This window comes from Methylobacterium aerolatum, assembly GCF_022179085.1.
Lineage (GTDB): Bacteria > Pseudomonadota > Alphaproteobacteria > Rhizobiales > Beijerinckiaceae > Methylobacterium > Methylobacterium aerolatum.
In genome coordinates, this window is the sequence record NZ_BPQE01000003.1 from 72,047 (window position 1) to 89,482 (window position 17,436).

Here is a 17,436-nt window from a genome sequence, read left to right on the forward strand (position 1 = left end):
CCCCGGCTCCGTCACTTCACGGCGCGGACGATCTCGCGGAACTGCGGATGCTCGGCGCTGCCGAGCCATTCGAACAGGACCATCTCGGTGGTGACGATGTCGGCGCCCTGGGCCGCGAGGCGCCGGAGCGCCGCGTCGCGGTTTTCGGTCCGCCGTGAACCGACCGCATCCTGCACCACGCGGACCCGGCGGCCGGCCGCGAGGAGGCCGAGCGCCGTCTGAAGGACGCAGATATGCGCCTCGCAGCCTGCGAGGATCACGTCCGCCTGCGCGGGCACCCGGTCGAGGAAGCCCGGCGTGCGGGTGACGTCGAACGCCATCTTCGCCATCGCCTCGCGTCCCGCCAGCTCCGGGACGGTGCCGCCGAGTCCGGCCGGGTTCTGCTCGGTGAGCAGGACCGGCACGCCGAGCTTCTCCGCACCCTCGACGAGATGCCTGGCGTTGGCGAGCACGCCGTCCACCTCCGCGATCACCGGCACGAGCCGGGCCTGGAGGTCGATCACGACGAGCAGGGAGCGGGCGGGATCGATGGCAGGGAGCATGGAGCGGGCGTCGTCCAGAAGGGGTTGCTCGCCCAAGTGGAGGGCGGGGCGATGGGGACAAGGGCCCTGCCCGCGGCGCTTGCGGCGACGAAGGGGCCGGGGCGGATGGCCGTCAGTAACGCGCGAAGAACTCCGCCAGCGTTCTCCGGTCCTGCGTGACGGTGAGGCCGAGCGCCAGGAGGATCCTTGCCTTCTGCGGCGTCAGGGTGTCCGCGCTGAGGATGCCCTCGTCCCGCAGTCTCGTGGTGAGGGGGACGAGACCGCTGCCCGCGCGGGTGGACATCACCACCGCGACACCGGAGGCGGCCGCCGCCGTGATGGCCTCCGCCTCGGCCGGCGGCAGCATCCCCGGCGCCAGGGCCGCGCAGACGATGCCCTCCGCGCCGGCGGCCTGGAAGGCCCGCACGGCGGTGCCGTCCGCATCGGCATACGCGTAGGCGATATCGACCCGCGGCAGGCCCGCGAGGGACCGGATGTCGAAGGGGGTCCCGGGCGCGTGGGCGCGCTCGGTGCGGCGGTAGTAATGCACGCGGTCGCCGTCCACATGGCCGAGGATGCCGAAATCCGGCGTGCGGAAGGTCTGCAGCCGGGTGACCGAGGTCTTGGTGACGTCCCGCGCTGCCTGGATCTCATCGTTGAGCACCACGAGAACCCCCCTGCCCCGGGATTCCGGCGCGGCGGCGGTGCGGACGGCTGCCACGAGGTTGAGGGCGGCATCGGACGAGAGGGCGCTCATCGGGCGCTGCGAGCCGACCAGCACCACCGGCACCGGGACGGTGAGGGTCAGGCTCAGGGCGTAGGCGGTCTCTTCCAGGGTTGCCGTGCCGTGGCCGATGACGATGCCAGCGCATTCGGGATGGGCGGCCACGGTCTCCTCGCAGAGGCGCACGAGATCGCGCCACTCGGCGAAGCCGATGGCCGGGCTCGGCACCGCCCGGAACGGCACCGGCAGCACTTCGGCGACCCGCGCCAACTCCGGCACGGCCGCGACGATGGCCTGGGCATCCAGGCGCCGGTCGGTGGCGGAGTAATCGAGGATGTCGAGGCTGTCCCGGCCGAGGGAGGAGATCGTCCCACCCGTGCCGATGAAAGCCACCGTCGGCTTGGCCGCCATGGTTGTCCCCTTTGCTCGTTCTGCTCGCGCGGGAGAAGGCGCCGCCCCGCCGCCTTCCTCCTGGGCGTCATCCTCAGTCTCCGGCGGGAGCGAGAGTGATCGCCCCTCCCCGCTTGCGGGGACCGTTGCGAAATTCCCCCAATCCTCAACCTCATTCCGAGGTGCCCGCCTCGGGGGGCCTCGAAGGAGGCCTCCAGCACGCTCCGCGACCCCTGGAGGCCTCCTTCGAGGCTGCTCCGCAGCACCTCAGGATGAGGGGGAGGGCGGGAGCGGGGGCGATGATCGCGTCTCGCAACGGATCCCCGCCCCCACGAACCGGTCAGACCACGAGGTTCACGATCCGGCCGGGCACCACGATCACCTTGCGCGGCGCCTTGCCCTCCAGAACCCTCTGGACTGCTTCAAGGGCCAGGGTCGCCGCCTCGACGGCCTTGGCGTCGGCATCGCGGGGCACGGTGACGTCCGCCCGCTTCTTGCCGTTGATCTGCACCGGCAGGGTGATCTCGTCCTCCACCAGCAGGGCGGCCTCCGCCTCGGGCCACTCCGCAGCGGCGACGAGGCCGGTCCGGCCAAGCGCCGTCCAGCATTCCTCCGCGAGGTGCGGCATCATCGGCGCGATGAGCTGCACGAGGATGCCCGCCGCCTCCTGGGCCGCCGTCGGCGAGACGGCGCCGCGCAGGGCGTCGTCGAGGGCGTTGGCCAGCGTGTAGATGTGGGCGACGCAGCGGTTGAAGCGCAGGCGCTCGACATCCTCCCCCACCGCCGCAAGCGCCCGGTGGGCGGCCTTGCGCAGCGCGAGATCGGCGGCCCCGTCGCCGGTGGCCGCGCCCGCCGCGTTCACGAGGCGCCAGACGCGCTGGACGAACCGGGCCGCGCCCTGCACGCCCTCCTCCGTCCAGATCACGTCGCGCTCGGGCGGGGAGTCGGAGAGCATGAACCAGCGGGCGGTGTCGGCGCCGTAGCTGGCGATGATGTCGTCGGGGTCCACGACGTTCTTCTTGGACTTCGACATCTTCTCGATCGATCCGATGGTGACCGGACCGTGGGTTTTCACGTGAAACGCCTGCCGCTCGCCGCCCTCCGTGGTGAGACGGACATCGGCCGGCGGGACCCAGGCGCCCGCCTCGTCCTTGTAGGTCTCGTGGACCACCATGCCCTGGGTGAACAGCCCGGCGAAGGGCTCCGACACGCCGGACCAGCCGGTTTCGCGCATCGCCCGGGTGAAGAACCGCGCGTAGAGCAGGTGCAGGATCGCGTGCTCGATGCCGCCGATATACTGGTCCACCGGCAGCCAGCGGTTCACGGTCTCCGGGTCTGTCGGCCGGTCTTGAAGCCACGGCGCCGTGAAGCGGGCGAAGTACCACGAGGAATCCACGAAGGTGTCCATCGTATCGGTCTCGCGCCGGGCGGCGGCCCCGCAGCGCGGACACGGCACCTGCCGCCACGCGGCATCGCGCTCCAGCGGGTTGCCTGGCTGATCGAAGGAGACCTCCTCCGGCAGCTTCACCGGGAGGTCCTCCACTGGCACCGGCACAGGGCCGCAGCTCTCGCAATGGATGATCGGGATCGGGCAGCCCCAGTAGCGCTGGCGCGAGACGCCCCAGTCGCGCAGGCGGAACTGCACCTTGCGGCTGGCGGCCCCCTCCCCTTCCAGGCGGCTCGCCACGGCCTCGAAGGCCGCGTCGGTGGTCATCCCGTCGAGGAAGCGCGAATGGATCATCCGCCCGTCACCGTCATAGGCGGTGTCGGTGATGACGAAGCTCTCCGGGTCCTGCCCCTCCGGACAGACGACGGGCGTGTTGCCCAGCCCGTACTTGTTCGCGAAATCGAGGTCGCGCTGGTCGTGGGCCGGGCAGCCGAACACCGCGCCCGTGCCGTACTCCATGAGCACGAAGTTCGCGACGTAGACCGGCAACTCCCAGGACGGGTCCAGGGGGTGGCGGACCTTGAGGCCCGTGTCGAAGCCGAGCTTCTCCGCCGTATCGATGGCGGCCTGGGCCGTGCCGATGCGCTGGCACTCCGCGATGAAGCCCTGCAACGCCTCATTGCCCCCAGCCAGCGCCGCGGCGATCGGATGGTCGGCGGCGATGGCAAGGAACCGGGCGCCGAACAGCGTGTCGGGCCGGGTGGTGTAGACCGTCACGCCGTCTCCGTAGCCGGCAACAGGCTGCGTCAGGCCGAACCGGACCTCCAGGCCCTCGGACCGGCCGATCCAGTTCTTCTGCATCAGCCGGACCTTCTCCGGCCAGCGGTCGAGCCCGTCGAGGGCCTTCAACAGGTCCTCCGCGAAATGCGTGATGCGGAAGAACCACTGGGTCAGCTCGCGCTGCTCCACCAGGGCGCCGGAGCGCCATCCGCGCCCGTCGATCACCTGCTCGTTGGCGAGCACGGTGTGGTCCACCGGGTCCCAGTTCACCTTCGCGGTGCGCCGGGCCACGAGGCCCTTCTCCAAGAAATCGAGGAACATGCGCTGCTGGTGCTTGTAGTAGGCCGGGTCGCAGGTCGCGATCTCCCGGCTCCAGTCGAGGGACAGGCCCATCGACTGCAACTGCCCGCGCATCGTCGCGATGTTCTCGTAGGTCCAGGCGCGCGGGTTGACCTTGCGCTCCATGGCGGCGTTCTCGGCGGGCAGGCCGAAGGCGTCCCAGCCCATCGGGTGCAGCACGTTGAAGCCCTTGGCGCGCTTGTAGCGGGCCACCACGTCGCCCATCGCGTAGTTGCGGACGTGACCCATGTGGATGCGCCCCGACGGGTAGGGGAACATCTCCAGCACGTAGTATTTCGGGCGCTGGTCGGCGTTGTCGGTCTCGAAGATCTTCGCCTCGGACCACGCCGCCTGCCAGCGCGGCTCGGCATCCTTGGCGTTGTAGCGTTCGAGCGGGGTGGGTGCGTCGGTCATCGGGCGGGGATCTGTCGCGGGTGCATGGTTCTCTTGCGGCGGGAGTAGCATATCCGGGAGGCGGCGGGTCAACGGGCCTTGCATGGCGCCCCTTGCATGGCGGCTGCGTCCATGCTTGCCCCCGTCGACGACGAGACCGAGGAGACCCCACGATGCCCGCTCCCCTGCCCGGACCGCCCCCCCGCGCCGACACGGGCCACATCCCGCCCGTGGGCGAGGCCGATGTCGCCGCCGGTCTCGCGGAGGTGCGCGAGGGCGTCGCCCGCGCCGCCCGCGACAGCGAGCGCGACCCGGCCGACGTCCACCTCATCGCGATCTCGAAGACGGTTCCGGCCGAGGGTATCCTCCCCGCGCTGGAGGCGGGGCAGCGCCTGTTCGGCGAGAATTACGTGCAGGAATCGGTCGCCAAATGGCCGGCCCTGAAGGAGCGGTACCCGGATGTGGAACTGCACCTCGTCGGCCCGCTGCAATCGAACAAGGCCCGCGAGGCGGTGGCCTTGTTCGACGTAATTCATTCCCTCGACCGGCTCTCGCTCGCCGCCGCCCTCGCCAAGGAGATCGCCCGCACCGGGCGGGAGCCGAAGCTGCTCATCCAGGTCAACACCGGCGACGAGGCGCAGAAGAGCGGCATCCCCGTGGACCAGCTCGATACCCTGCTCACCGAGTGCCGGGACACCCATGGGCTCGCGATCCACGGCCTCATGTGCATCCCGCCCGTCGAGGACCCGCCCTCGGCCCATTTCGCCCTGCTCGCGAAGCTCGCCCGCGAGCGTAACCTGCCGATCCTGTCGATGGGCATGAGCGCCGATTACCCGGCGGCGATCCAAGTGGGCGCCACCCATGTCCGCGTCGGCACCGCGATCTTCGGGCAGCGGCTGAAGAAGGGGTAGGCCGCACCGTCATTGCGAACGCAGTGACGCAATCCAGGGATGCGCCCCCCTTCACGGCGTCCCGCGACCCTGGATTGCTTCGCGTTGCTCGCAATGACGGGAAGGGTGTCGCCATCGCGCGCGGATCAATCGATCACCAGCCGGTACCCCACGCCGCGCACCGTCTGCAGGAAGGTCGGGTTGGCCGGATCGACCTCGAGCTTGCGGCGCAGGCGGTTGATCTGCACGTCGATCGCCCGCTCGGCGGCGGCGCCGCTGTCCCCGGCGAGCTGCTCGCGCTCCACCCCGGCGCCGGCGGCCTGGGAGAGGATGGTGAGGATCTCCCGCTCCCGCTCGGTGATGCGGATCACCTCCCCGTCCCGGCGCAGCTCCCCCCGGTCCGGCCGATACGCGAAGGGACCGAACGCCACGGGCGCGGCATCCGCCTCCCGGGCGCGCACGGGGCCGCGGTTGATGATGTTGTTGAGCCGGAGCGTCAGCTCGCGGGGGTCGAAGGGCTTGGGCAGGTAGTCGTCGGCGCCGATCTCCAGCCCCATCACCCGGTCGTTGGTGTTGGACCGGGCTGTGAGCATCAGGATCGGGACCTTCGAGGTCTCGCGGACGCTGCGGGCGTAATCGAAGCCGTTCTCGCCCGGCATCATCACGTCGAGCACCATGGCGTCGAAGACCAGGGCCTGCGCCCGCGCCCGCGCCTCGGCGGCGCTGGCGGCGGCGGTCACGCGGAAGCCCTGCTCCACGAGGTAGCGCGCCAGCAACTCGCGCAGGCGCCGGTCGTCGTCGACCACGAGGATGTGGGGCGCCTCGTCGGGCAGGTCGGCCGCCTCCGGCCGGGCGGAGGCCGACGTCATGCGCCCTCCCCGCCCGCCGGGCGCGGGGTGCGCCGGGCCATCAGGCGGCGGACGGCGGGGCGATCCTCGGGCTCGATCATCGCCATCAGGAAATCCTCCGGTGAGGCCGTCGCGTCCGGCGAGGCGAGGGCACGGGCGAGCCGCCGGGCCTGGACGCGGGTGAGGTCGGCGGCGAGCGCCGCGCCCGATTCGGTGCAGGACAGGAGCCGCTGGCGCCGGTCGCTCGTGCCCGGCCGCTGCACGACGTAACCCTGTCCGATCAGGTCCTTGAGCACCCGGTTCAGGCTCTGCTTGGTGATGCGCAGGATATCGAGCAATTCGGCGATGGTCAGGCCGGGATAGCGATCCACGAAATGGAGCACCCGGTGATGCGCCCGGCCGAAGCCGTAATCGGCCAAGATCCGGTCCGGATCGCCGACGAAGTCGCGGTAGGCGAAGAACAGCAGCTCGATCAGGTCGTCCCCGCCGGGCGCGGGTGGCCGGGCGACGCCCGTGTCCTTGGCGCGTCCGGCCCGTGTCGGAAGGGATGGCTCGTCGCGCGAGGTTATCGGTCTCACGGCGCGGCCGCTCCCCGAACGGGCGATAGGTCAGTGCCCGTGACGTGTCTCAGCGCAGCAAGGGTCCGTCAAGCCTGGCGGGTGAATGGGATGGGATCCTTGGCATGGCTTTCGAGGCAGAGGGCGCCGAGGCGCCCTCTGGTTCCCCCTAGAACAGCCCGTCGATCTGCCCGTTTGCGTCGAGGCGGATCGTGTCGGCCGCCGGGACCTTGGGCAGGCCCGGCATGGTCATGATCTCCCCGCAGATCGCCACGACGAAGCCGGCACCCGCCGAGAGCCGCACGTCGCGCACCGCCACCGTGTGGCCCTCCGGCGCGCCGATCAGCGCCGGATCGGTGGAGAAGGAGTACTGCGTCTTGGCCATGCAGATCGGCAGGTGGCCGTAGCCCTCCTTCTCGAAGGAGGCGAGCTTCTGCGCCGCCTTCGATTCGATCTGCACGTCCGCCGCACCGTAGAGCTTCGTGGCGATGGCGCGGATCTTGTCCGAGAGCTTGGTCTCCGTCTCGTAGGTGTAGCGGATCGCCTGCGCGCCGCCCTCGGAGAGCTTCACCACGGCGTGGGCGAGCTCCTCGGCCCCGGCGCCGCCATCGGCCCAGTGCTTGCAGGTGATGGCCTCCACGCCGAGCTTCTCGCTGCAGAGCGCCTTCAGCTTGGCGTGCTCGGCATCCGTGTCGGCGTAGAAGTGGTTCACCGCCACCACGACCGGCAGGCCGAAGTTGCGCACGTTCGTCACGTGCCGGGCGAGGTTGGCGAAACCCTTCTCCAGGGCCTCGACGTTCTCGGAGCCGAGATCCTTCTTGTTGACGCCGCCATGCATCTTGAGGGCGCGCACGGTGGCGACGATCACCACCGCCGAGGGGCTGATGCCCGCCTGCCGGCACTTGATGTCCAAGAATTTCTCCGCCCCGAGGTCGGCGCCGAATCCCGCCTCCGTCACCGTGAAGTCGGCGAGCCGCAGGCCCGCGCGGGTGGCGATGACCGAGTTGCAGCCGTGGGCGATGTTGGCGAAGGGGCCGCCGTGGATGAGGGCCGGGTTGCCCTCCAGCGTCTGCACGAGGTTCGGCTGCAGCGCGTCCTTCAGGAGCACCGTCATGGCGCCCGTGGCCTTCACATCCTTGAGGGTGACGAGCTTGCGGTCGCGGGTCTCGGCGATGACGATCTTGCCGAGGCGCTCCTCCAGATCCTCCAGGTTCTTCGCGAGGCAGAACACCGCCATCACCTCGGAGGCGACGGTGATGTCGAACCCGTCCTCGCGGGGGAAGCCGTTGGCGACGCCGCCGAGCGACTGGGTGATGGCGCGCAAGGCCCGGTCGTTCATGTCGACGACGCGGCGCCAGAAGATGCGGCGCACGTCGATGTTGAGCTCGTTCGCCCAGTAGACGTGGTTGTCGATCAGGGCCGCCGCGAGGCTGTGCGCGGAGGTGATGGCGTGGAAGTCGCCGGTGAAGTGCAGGTTGATCTGCTCCATCGGCACGACCTGCGCCTTGCCGCCGCCCGCCGCGCCGCCCTTCATGCCGAAGCACGGGCCGAGCGAGGGCTCGCGCAGGCAGATCATGGTCTTCTGGCCGATGCGGTTCAGGGCGTCGCCGAGGCCGACAGTCGTGGTGGTCTTGCCCTCGCCCGCGGGCGTCGGGGAGATCGCGGTGACGAGGACGAGCTTGCCCTCGGGGCGGCCTTCCAGCCCGGCGATGAAGCCGTGGTCGAGCTTGGCGATGTGCTTGCCGTAATTGTGCAGCGCCTCGTCCGGGATGCCGAGCTTCTCGGCCACCTGCGCGATCGGCTTCAGGGTCGCCGCGCGGGCGATCTCGATATCGGACGGCATGCCTTTCCCTCCCAATCAGCCGCACTCGGGCTCCCGCCGCGCGGGGCCGGCCGCTCAGAGGGCGGCTCTATGCGATCGTGGCCGGTAATGTGAGGCAAAGCGCCGGGAAATGCGCGCCGATTTTTCTCAAGCGGCCGACAAAAAGGACTTGTCGCCGGTGGGGCGGGCCTCTCCGTCTTTGCGAGCGTAAGCGAAGCAATCCAGGGATGCGCTACCCTCGGAAACGGCCCGCTGCCCTGGATTGCTTCGCTCGCAAGGACGCTGAGGGGTCTGAGCCGCATGATCTGTCCGGCCAAGGCCCTCGGGGCGAGGTCGAGCAAGTGCCGCCACGACCCCGCCGGGAGGGGGAAGGGCTAGCCTCCCGACTTCTTGGCCTTGTCCGCCGCCCCCGGAGCCTCGTGGGGCTGCGGGGCGCCCTTCGGCAGCTCCGGGTTGTCCGGGTTGTGGGGCGCCGCCACCGGCGCGGGCGGGTTCTCCGCGGTGGCCGTCGGCTTCTCGGTATCGGGCAGGCCGTTCTTGAGCTTGTCGTTGATGCGGGCGAGGTCGTCCGGCTCGGGGTTCAGGTCCTTGGCGTGCTGCCACTGGAACTTGCCCTCGAGGCGGCGGCCGTCGCGCCAGTAGGCGTCGCCGAGGTGGTCGTTGATGGTCGGATCGCCCGGCTTCAGTTCGACGGCCTTCTCCAACTCGCGCACCGCGTCGTCCCAGCGGCCGAGGCGGTAATAGGCCCAGCCCAGGCTGTCGACGATCATGCCGTCGCGCGGCGAGGCGTCCGCCGCCTGCTTCAGCATCTTGAAGGCCTCGTCGATGTTCATGTTCTGATCGACCCAGGAATAGCCCAGGTAGTTCAGAACCTGCGCCCGGGCGGCGGGCTGGCCCTCCGGCACCAGGGAGAGGGCCTTCTTCAGGTCGGCCTCGGCCTTGGGCCACTGCTTGGCGCGCTCGAAGGCGACGCCGCGGAAGTAGAAAGTGGTCCAGTAGTTGGTGAGGGGCCTGTCGCCGATCAGGTCGATGGCGCGGGTGTAGGTGGCGGCCGCCTCGGCGTATTGCTTGCGCGAGCGCTGCACGTTCCCCAGCGCAGTGATGAGGTCGATGTCGTTCGGGTGGGCCTTCATCGCGGCGTCGAGCTGGGCGACGGCCTCGTCGCTCTTGCCCATCTGCTCGAGGTTGAGCCCGATCTGGATGTCGGAATTCAGCTTCAGAGGCGAATCGGCCGGGATCTGCGCATAGGCCTCGTTGGCCCGCTCCGGCTGCTTCATCCGGTCGAGGGTGTCGGCCAGCGTCAGGCGGGCGAGGGCATGGTCCGGGGCGAGGTAGAGGGCGAGCCGGAGGTAGATCACCGCCGGGAGTTCGTCACCCTGCGTCGAGCCGGCGGAGCCGAGGCCGTAGAGCACCTCGGCGGCGCCCTCCTGGGCGTTGGCGACGAGCTTGCCCAGCGGCTTGCCCGCCTTCAGCTTCTCCAGGGCGTCGCGCACCAGCGGATGGCGGGGCGAGAGGCGATCGAACTCGGTATAGGCCTGGATCGCGAGGTCGGTGCGGCCCATGCTCGCCTCCTGGCGGGCGTAGGCATCGACGATCCGCAGGGTGTTGCGGTCGGCGTCGTAGGCGGCGCGCAGGCGTGCCTCGGCCTCGTTGTTGTCGCCGATCACGGCGGCGATGAGGCCGGCATGGTAGTCCCGGAACGTGTTGTAGTAGCGCTCGCCCTTCAGCTTGGCGACGGTCTCCAGCGCGCGCTTGCCGTCACCCGCGCCGGCATAGGACCAGGCGGTGAGCAGCGTGGCGGTCAGGTCCGTGGCGGCGCCGCGCCCGCTGCGGGAGAAGTTCTGCCGGGCTTGCGCCCACTGGCCCGCCTTGATCTGCCGCACCCCGAGGGAGAGGTTGGCGAGCCCGTTCGTCGGGTCGCGGGCCACGAGCTTCTCGGCAGTGCGGAAGGCGTCGGTCAGCGCGCCGTCGGCCAGCAGCGAGATGAAGGCCCGCTCCACCAGCTCGGCGTTGCGCGGGTCCGCCCGCACCGCCTCGCGGTAGAAGGTGGCCGCCGCCGTCGTGTCGCGGGCGGCGCCGGCGATGTAGGCGGAGAGGAAGTTGCCCTCGAGGGATTCGGCGGGCTCGTAGTCCCGGGCCGAGGACGAGGCGGAATCCTTGGGCTGCGCGGCCAGCGCCCCGGGAATCATCCCGGCGGCGAGCAGCAGGGCGAGCGCCGAAGCGTTCCGGCGGGCGCGAGATGTCGTCATGAACCGATCCGGCTCCTGGGCGCCGAACCCTTGAGGCAAGGGCCGGGCGCCTGAAAATGCTGGGCGACGGGCCCGGGCGAAAGGCGCCCGGGAGACTGAACCCATCCCGCCACCGCCGCAAGGCGAAAGGATGGCGCGGGGTTCACGGGCCCGTGCGGGCGTCCGTCAGACCAGCATGTCGATGGTGCGCTGGGCCATCTCGTCGGCGGCCCGCGCGACCCTGGCGTTCAGGGCGAAGTTCGTCTGGGCGTCGAGCACGTCGAGGACGCTCGACGACAGGTCGACGGTGGCGGCGGGCGGCAGGGCGTTGCCGCCCGCGTCGCCGGTGATGGCGGGGTTCGTCGAGGGGGTGGAGGCCCCCAGCGACGCGATCTGCTGGGCGGCCCTGTCCAGCTGGCGGGAGGCCGCCTGCATGCCGCCGGTGGCGATCGAGAAGGCTTCGAACATGGTCACCTCGCAAGGAGGCGAGGATCGGCGCGAGGCATGAAGATCGGGCGGAAACGATCGCTCGCATTTGAGCGATCGTCTCGCCGCCGCCCGCCGACGGCCTCACATGTTCGGGTAGTTCGGCCCGCCCGGCCCCTCGGGCGTCACCCAGTCGATGTTCTGGTTCGGGTCCTTGATGTCGCAGGTCTTGCAGTGGACGCAGTTCTGCGCGTTGATCTGGAAGCGCACGCCGTCCGAGGCGGCGGCATCCTCCACCCATTCGTAGACGCCGGCCGGGCAATACCGGTTGGAGGGGCCGCCGAACACGTCGTGCTCGGAGCGCTTCTGCAACTCCATGTCCCGCACCTTGAGGTGGGGCGGCTGATCCTCCTCGTGGTTGGTGTTCGAGAGGTAGACCGAGGAGAGCCGGTCGAAGGTCAGCTTGCCGTCCGGCTTCGGGTAGGTGATCGGCGTCACCTCCGAGAGGGGCTTGAGGCAGGCATGGTCCGGCTTGCCGTGGCCGAGCGTGCCGAAGGGCGAGGTGCCGAGGATGCTCGTCGCCCACATGTCGATCCCGCCGAGGCCGACGCCGACGAGCGTGCCGTACTTGGACCAGAGCGGCTTCACGTTGCGCACGGGCTTGAGGTCGTGCCCGATGGGGCTGTCGCGCCAGCCCTGGTCGTAGGCCGTCAGCTCGTCGCCCTGGCGGCCCGCCTTGAGGGCGTCCGCGATGGCGTCGGCGGCCTGCATGCCCGACAGCACCGCGTTGTGCGAGCCCTTGATGCGGGGCACGTTCACGAAGCCCGCCGAGCAGCCCACGAGGCAGCCGCCGGGGAACACCAGCTTCGGCACCGATTGCCAACCGCCCTCCATGATCGCCCGCGCGCCGTAGCCGATGCGCTTGGCGCCCTCGAAGGTCTCCGCGATCATCGGGTGGGTCTTGAAGCGCTGGAACTCCTCGAACGGCGACAGGGTCGGGTTCTCGTAGTTCAGGTGCGTGACGAAGCCGACCGAGAGCAGGTGGTCGTCGAAGTGGTAGAGCCACGAGCCGCCGCCCGCCTTGTTCGGCAGGGGCCAGCCCATCGTGTGCCGGACGAGGCCGGGCTCGAACTTGTTCGGCGCGAGCTGCCACAGCTCCTTCACGCCGAGCCCGTACTTGAAGTGGTCGCTGTGGGCGTTGAGGCCGTAGCGCGCGATGAGCCCCTTCGTCAGGTTGCCCCGGGCGCCCTCCCCGAACACCGTGTACTTGCCGCGCAGCTCCATGCCACGGGTGTAGTCGTCGCGCGGCTCGCCCGCCTTGCCGATGCCGAGGTCGCCCGTGGCGATGCCGACCACGGCGCCCGCCTCGTCGAACAGCACCTCGGCGGCCGGGAAGCCCGGATAGATCTCGACGCCGAGCGCCTCGGCCTGCGCGCCGAGATATTTGCACACGTTCGACAGCGAGCCGACGAAATTGCCGTGGTTCGACATCAGCTTGGGGAAGAACAGGTTCGGCAGGGTGATGCCGCTGTTCTTGGTGAGCATCATGAACTCGTCGCGCTCGACGGCGGTCTTGAGCGGGCGCTCGGGATCGGTGCGCCACTCCGGCAGCAGGGCATCGAGGCCGATCGGGTCGATGACCGCGCCGGACAGGATGTGGGCGCCGACCTCGGAGCCCTTCTCCACCACGACGACGCTGATCTCCTCGCCGATCTCGGCGGCGCGCTGCTTCAGGCGGATCGCGGCGGAGAGGCCCGCCGGACCGGCGCCGACCACCACCACGTCGAAATCCATGCTTTCCCGCTCGGGCAGCGCCATCCTCACCACTCCTGTTCGTCGTTGTCGGCTTTGGCTGCCGTCTGAACCGATTCCAAGTTAGAAACGCAAGCTGGCACGACCACGGGTGCACCGCGCCTGGGAAGACGGCGGCGAGCTTACATCCCTCTGAACGAACGGCAGAACGAGAACGTTGTCCACAGGTTGCCGAAACCCCATCTGGTTGTGATGCCGAGCCCCGCCGACGGACAGGCCGATCTGATCGCCTATCTCGACTTCCACACGGAGGCCGGGGTCGATGTCGCGCTCGACGAGCAGCCCCACGACCGCTTCACCGAGGCGGACGCCCCGGAGCCCGCTCCCCGCGCCAGGGCAGCGCCCGCCCGCCGGGCCCCCGTCCGGGAGGCGGCGCACTCCTCTCCCCCGCCTCCCCCGCCGGACACCCCGAGGGCACCGCCACGGGCGACCTTCGGCCGCGCCGCCGCGGCCGAGCCCGAGGCGGCGGCGGGCGATGCCCGGGAGCATGCCCGGAACGCCGCGAGCCTGGAGGAACTGGAGACGATCCTCGCCGGGTTCGAGTCCTGCCCGCTGAAGTTCACCGCCAAGAACCTCGTGTTCGGGGACGGCAATCCGCAGGCGCGGGTGATGTTCCTCGGCGAGGCCCCGGGTGCCGACGAGGACCGGATCGGCAAGCCCTTCATGGGGCGTTCGGGCCAGCTCCTCGACAAGATGATGGCGGCCATCGGCCTCGACCGGACCTCGGCCTACATCGCCAACGTCGTCCCCTGGCGCCCGCCGGGCAACCGCAACCCGACCCCCCAGGAGGTCGCCATGTGCCGCCCCTTCGTGGAGCGGCAGATCGAACTCGTGGATCCGGAGCTGATCGTCTGCCTCGGCGCGCCGGCGACGCAGACGCTCACCGGCACCAAGGACGGCATCCTGAAGACCCGCGGGCGGTTCTTCTCCTACGCCCTCCCCGGCCGGGAGGCGCGCCTCCTCGCGACCCTCCATCCGGCCTTCCTGCTGCGGCAGCCGCTCCAGAAGCGCCTCGCTTGGCGGGATTTCCGGTCCTTGCGCGTGGCGCTCGACGGGAAAGCTTGACGGTTTCCTCGGAACCGGGTCTCCCCTCCCGCCATTAGACCAAGCCGGATGCGGCCGGTGCGGCACGGATGGCAGGATCATGCGCTGGGAAGATCTACGCAGCTCCGACAATGTCGAGGATCGGCGCGGTGAGGGCGGCGGCGGTGGCGGCGGAATGGGCTTTCCCGGCGGCGGCGCCGGGGGCCTCGGTATCGGCGCGATCGTCGTCATCCTGATCATCAGCTACTTCACCGGCATCAACCCGGCGATCCTGATGGGCGGCGCCGAGCAGATCGGCCGGGGCGGCGGGCAGCGCCAGGAGCAGGTCGATCCCCAGACCCAGGCCAAGCGGCGGCAGGCCCCCACCGACGAGAACGGGCGCTTCGCCTCCAAGATCCTTGGCAACACCGAGGACGTGTGGAGCCAGATCCTGCCCCAGCAGACCGGCAAGCAGTACACGCCCACCACCCTGGTGCTCTACAGCGGCGGCACCCGCTCCGGCTGCGGCTCGGCCCAGTCGGCGATGGGGCCGTTCTACTGCCCCCTCGACAAGAAGGTTTACCTCGATACCGGCTTCTTCAAGGAGATGGCCCAGAAGTTCGGCGTGAAGGGCGACTTCGCCTACGCCTACGTCATCGCCCACGAGGTCGGCCACCACGTGCAGGACGTGCTCGGCATCCTCGGCAAGGTCCAGGCCCGCCAGCAGCAGGCTTCCAGCAAGAACGAGGCGAACGCCCTCTCGGTCCGCATCGAGCTGATGGCCGATTGCCTCGCGGGCGTCTGGGCCAAGAACTCGAACGACAAGTACGCCGAGCTGGAGCAGGGCGACATCGACGAGGCCCTCAACGCCGCCGCCCAGATCGGCGACGACGCCCTACAGCAGCGCTCGCGCGGCTACGTGGTGCCGGATTCCTTCACCCACGGCTCCTCGGCCCAGCGGCAGCGCTGGTTCATGGCCGGCTACAAGAGCGGCCAGACCAAGTCGTGCGACACGTTCCGCACGGCGAACAATTGAGGGTGACGAACCCGTCCCCGGCGGGACGATCCTTCCGGGAGTCGACAACCTCCACCACCATCCCGGGGCCGCGGAGCGGTGCCCGGGATCCGGACGTGCCGACACCGCCGACAATCGCGGCCGTCGGCGCCCCTGGATTCCGGGCTCGTCGGCGGCGCCCCGGCTCGACGGCGGGAGGCCTGAGCCTTCGCGTGTCATAGAGCGGGACGGCCGTCCCTACGCCCTCTTGCTCAGCCGCGTGGCGTTGGCCTGCACCTTCCGGCGGTAATTGCGGATCACTTTCCCGTTCGAGGCGCCGGAGGCGACGAGCATCATCGCCTCGCCCGCCGCGAAGACCTTCTCCGTGACCATGCGCTGCGCCTCCATCTGCGCCGCGGGGCCGCCCATCGACAGCATCGTCAGGCGCTGCAGGATCACGCCCTGCGCTTCCATCGCGAGCAGGGACATGTCCATGCTCATCGTCCACCAGCCGAACAGCATCGTCATCCTCGTGTTGCGCAGGCCCGTGCTGCGCGGGGCAACCCGCCCCGTGTCCCCGGTGCGACGCCGCGCTGCCATGCTCGCCGAGCTTTGCGCTGGGGCCGTCCATGCCGTACTGCGCGGGAGACCCGCCGGACAGCCGCCCGCACCATGATACGCCTCGACAAGATAACAAAGCAGAACGGCAAGCAGCTCGTCTTCATCGAGGCGAGCGCCGCCCTCCAGCGCGGCGAGAAGATCGGCCTCGTGGGGCCGAACGGCGCCGGCAAGACCACCCTGTTCCGCATGATCACCGGCGAGGAGCAGCCCGACGAGGGGCAGGTCCAGTCCGAGCGCGGGGTCACCATCGGCTATTTCAGCCAGGATGTCGGCGAGATGAAGGGCCGCAGCGTCGTCGCGGAGGTGATGGACGGGGCGGGGCCGGTGAGCGAGGTCGCGGCTGAGCTGAACGAGTTGGGCGCGGCGCTGGCCGACCCGGACCGCGCCGACGAGATGGATGCCCTGGTCGAGCGTTACGGTGAGGTCCAGGCCCGGTTCGAGGAACTCGACGGCTACGCCTTGGAGGGGAGGGCGCGGGAGACGCTCGACGGGCTCGGCTTCAGCCAGGAGATGATGGAGGGGGATGTCGGCGCCCTCTCCGGCGGCTGGAAGATGCGCGTGGCGCTCGCCCGCATCCTCCTGATGCGCCCCGACGCGATGCTCCTCGACGAGCCTTCGAACCACCTCGACATCGAGAGCCTGATCTGGCTCGAGAACTTCCTGCGCGGCTATGACGGCGCCCTGCTCATGACCTCCCACGATCGGGAGTTCATGAACCGCGTCGTCGGCAAGATCATCGAGATCGACGGCGGCAGCCTCACCACCTATTCCGGCGATTACGCCTTCTACGCGCAGCAGCGCCTCCAGAACGAGGCGCAGCGGCAGGCGCAGTACGAGCGCCAGCAGGCCATGCTCGCCAAGGAGATCCAGTTCATCGAGCGGTTCAAGGCCCGCGCCTCCCACGCGGCGCAGGTGCAGAGCCGGGTGAAGAAGCTCGACAAGATCGAGCGCGTGGAGCCGCCCCGCCGCCGCCAGTCGGTGGCCTTCGATTTCCAGCCGCCCCCGCGCTCGGGCGACGACGTGGTGATGATGAAGGGCGTGGCCAAGCGCTACGGCAGCCGGGCCATCTACGACGGGCTCGACTTCTCCATCCGCCGCAAGGAGCGGTGGTGCGTGATGGGCGTGAACGGCGCGGGCAAGTCGACGCTCCTGAAGCTCGTGACCGGCACCACGGCGCCGGATTCCGGCTCCGTGACGGTCGGCGGCAGCGTGAAGCTCGGCTACTTCGCTCAGCACGCCATGGACCTGCTCGACGGTGAGCGCACGGTGTTCGAGACCCTGGAGGATGCCTTCCCGCAGGCGGGGCAGGGGTCGCTGCGCACGCTCGCGGGCTGCTTCGGCTTCTCCGGCGACGACATCGAGAAGCGCTGCCGCGTGCTCTCCGGCGGCGAGAAGGCGCGCCTCGTCCTCGCCCTGATGCTCTACGACCCGCCGAACTTCCTCGTCCTCGACGAGCCCACCAACCACCTCGACATCGGCACCAAGGAGATGCTGGTGGAGGCGCTCGCCTCCTTCGAGGGGACGATGCTCTTCGTCTCCCACGACCGGCACTTCCTGGCGGCCCTGTCGAACCGGGTGCTGGAGATCACCCCCGAGGGCGCGCACCAGTACGGCGGCGGCTACACGGAATACGTGGCCAGCACCGGCCGGGAGGCGCCGGGCCTGCGCAGCTGAGGGAGGG

The 17,436-nt window shown here is 70.0% G+C and carries 14 protein-coding genes; 4 read left to right on the forward strand and 10 right to left on the reverse strand.

Annotated elements, in window-relative coordinates; translation table 11 throughout:
- Nucleotides 1-11: 11 nt before the first annotated feature.
- From MFF06_RS02195 to leuS, 3 genes are all read right to left on the reverse strand, one after another.
- On the reverse strand, nucleotides 12-542 hold the full coding sequence (locus tag MFF06_RS02195) for an isochorismatase family protein (RefSeq protein WP_238201370.1): 531 nt from the start codon (nucleotides 540-542) through the stop codon (nucleotides 12-14).
- A gap of 112 nt (nucleotides 543-654) precedes the next feature.
- The gene (locus tag MFF06_RS02200) at nucleotides 655-1,656 is read right to left on the reverse strand and encodes an asparaginase (RefSeq protein WP_238201371.1); all 1,002 of its coding nucleotides are present in this window, start codon (nucleotides 1,654-1,656) and stop codon (nucleotides 655-657) included.
- 319 nt (nucleotides 1,657-1,975) lie between these two features.
- Nucleotides 1,976-4,555, reverse strand: a complete 2,580-nt coding sequence (gene leuS, locus MFF06_RS02205; RefSeq protein ID WP_238201372.1) for a leucine--tRNA ligase — start codon at nucleotides 4,553-4,555, stop codon at nucleotides 1,976-1,978.
- Nucleotides 4,556-4,707: 152 nt separating this feature from the next.
- Between leuS and MFF06_RS02210 the strand changes: the two genes are divergently transcribed.
- Nucleotides 4,708-5,445 (forward strand): YggS family pyridoxal phosphate-dependent enzyme, encoded by a 738-nt coding sequence (locus MFF06_RS02210; protein WP_238201373.1) that lies wholly within the window; start codon nucleotides 4,708-4,710, stop codon nucleotides 5,443-5,445.
- A gap of 125 nt (nucleotides 5,446-5,570) precedes the next feature.
- On the opposite strand, the gene MFF06_RS02215 is transcribed toward MFF06_RS02210, so the two are convergent.
- The 6 genes from MFF06_RS02215 to MFF06_RS02240 form a co-directional block, all read right to left on the reverse strand.
- Complete coding sequence (locus tag MFF06_RS02215) at nucleotides 5,571-6,293, reverse strand: response regulator (protein ID WP_238201374.1); 723 nt, start codon at nucleotides 6,291-6,293, stop codon at nucleotides 5,571-5,573.
- Nucleotides 6,290-6,748, reverse strand: a complete 459-nt coding sequence (locus MFF06_RS02220) for a MarR family winged helix-turn-helix transcriptional regulator (RefSeq protein ID WP_238201422.1) — start codon at nucleotides 6,746-6,748, stop codon at nucleotides 6,290-6,292. Before MFF06_RS02220 ends, MFF06_RS02215 begins: the two co-directional genes overlap by 4 nt.
- A gap of 250 nt (nucleotides 6,749-6,998) precedes the next feature.
- Nucleotides 6,999-8,672 carry a formate--tetrahydrofolate ligase gene (locus MFF06_RS02225; RefSeq protein WP_238201375.1) on the reverse strand — a complete coding sequence of 558 codons (1,674 nt, stop codon included), beginning with the start codon at nucleotides 8,670-8,672 and terminating at the stop codon, nucleotides 6,999-7,001.
- A 353-nt stretch (nucleotides 8,673-9,025) separates the two neighbouring features.
- Nucleotides 9,026-10,900 (reverse strand): tetratricopeptide repeat protein, encoded by a 1,875-nt coding sequence (locus MFF06_RS02230; RefSeq protein WP_238201376.1) that lies wholly within the window; start codon nucleotides 10,898-10,900, stop codon nucleotides 9,026-9,028.
- Between the two features lie 165 nt (nucleotides 10,901-11,065).
- Nucleotides 11,066-11,347, reverse strand: a complete 282-nt coding sequence (locus MFF06_RS02235) for a flagellar protein (RefSeq protein ID WP_238201377.1) — start codon at nucleotides 11,345-11,347, stop codon at nucleotides 11,066-11,068.
- A 102-nt stretch (nucleotides 11,348-11,449) separates the two neighbouring features.
- Nucleotides 11,450-13,123, reverse strand: coding sequence for an electron transfer flavoprotein-ubiquinone oxidoreductase (locus MFF06_RS02240; protein ID WP_238201378.1), 1,674 nt, complete (start codon nucleotides 13,121-13,123; stop codon nucleotides 11,450-11,452).
- Between the two features lie 186 nt (nucleotides 13,124-13,309).
- Between MFF06_RS02240 and MFF06_RS02245 the strand changes: the two genes are divergently transcribed.
- Together MFF06_RS02245 and ypfJ are read left to right on the forward strand one after the other, a co-directional pair.
- Complete coding sequence (locus MFF06_RS02245; RefSeq protein WP_238201379.1) at nucleotides 13,310-14,182, forward strand: uracil-DNA glycosylase; 873 nt, start codon at nucleotides 13,310-13,312, stop codon at nucleotides 14,180-14,182.
- Nucleotides 14,183-14,261: 79 nt separating this feature from the next.
- Complete coding sequence (gene ypfJ, locus MFF06_RS02250; protein WP_238201380.1) at nucleotides 14,262-15,176, forward strand: KPN_02809 family neutral zinc metallopeptidase; 915 nt, start codon at nucleotides 14,262-14,264, stop codon at nucleotides 15,174-15,176.
- A gap of 216 nt (nucleotides 15,177-15,392) precedes the next feature.
- On the opposite strand, the gene MFF06_RS02255 is transcribed toward ypfJ, so the two are convergent.
- Nucleotides 15,393-15,656 (reverse strand): hypothetical protein, encoded by a 264-nt coding sequence (locus MFF06_RS02255; protein ID WP_238201423.1) that lies wholly within the window; start codon nucleotides 15,654-15,656, stop codon nucleotides 15,393-15,395.
- 150 nt (nucleotides 15,657-15,806) lie between these two features.
- On the opposite strand from MFF06_RS02255, the gene MFF06_RS02260 reads away from it, so the two are divergent.
- Nucleotides 15,807-17,429, forward strand: coding sequence for an ABC-F family ATP-binding cassette domain-containing protein (locus MFF06_RS02260; RefSeq protein ID WP_238201381.1), 1,623 nt, complete (start codon nucleotides 15,807-15,809; stop codon nucleotides 17,427-17,429).
- Nucleotides 17,430-17,436: the final 7 nt, after the last annotated feature.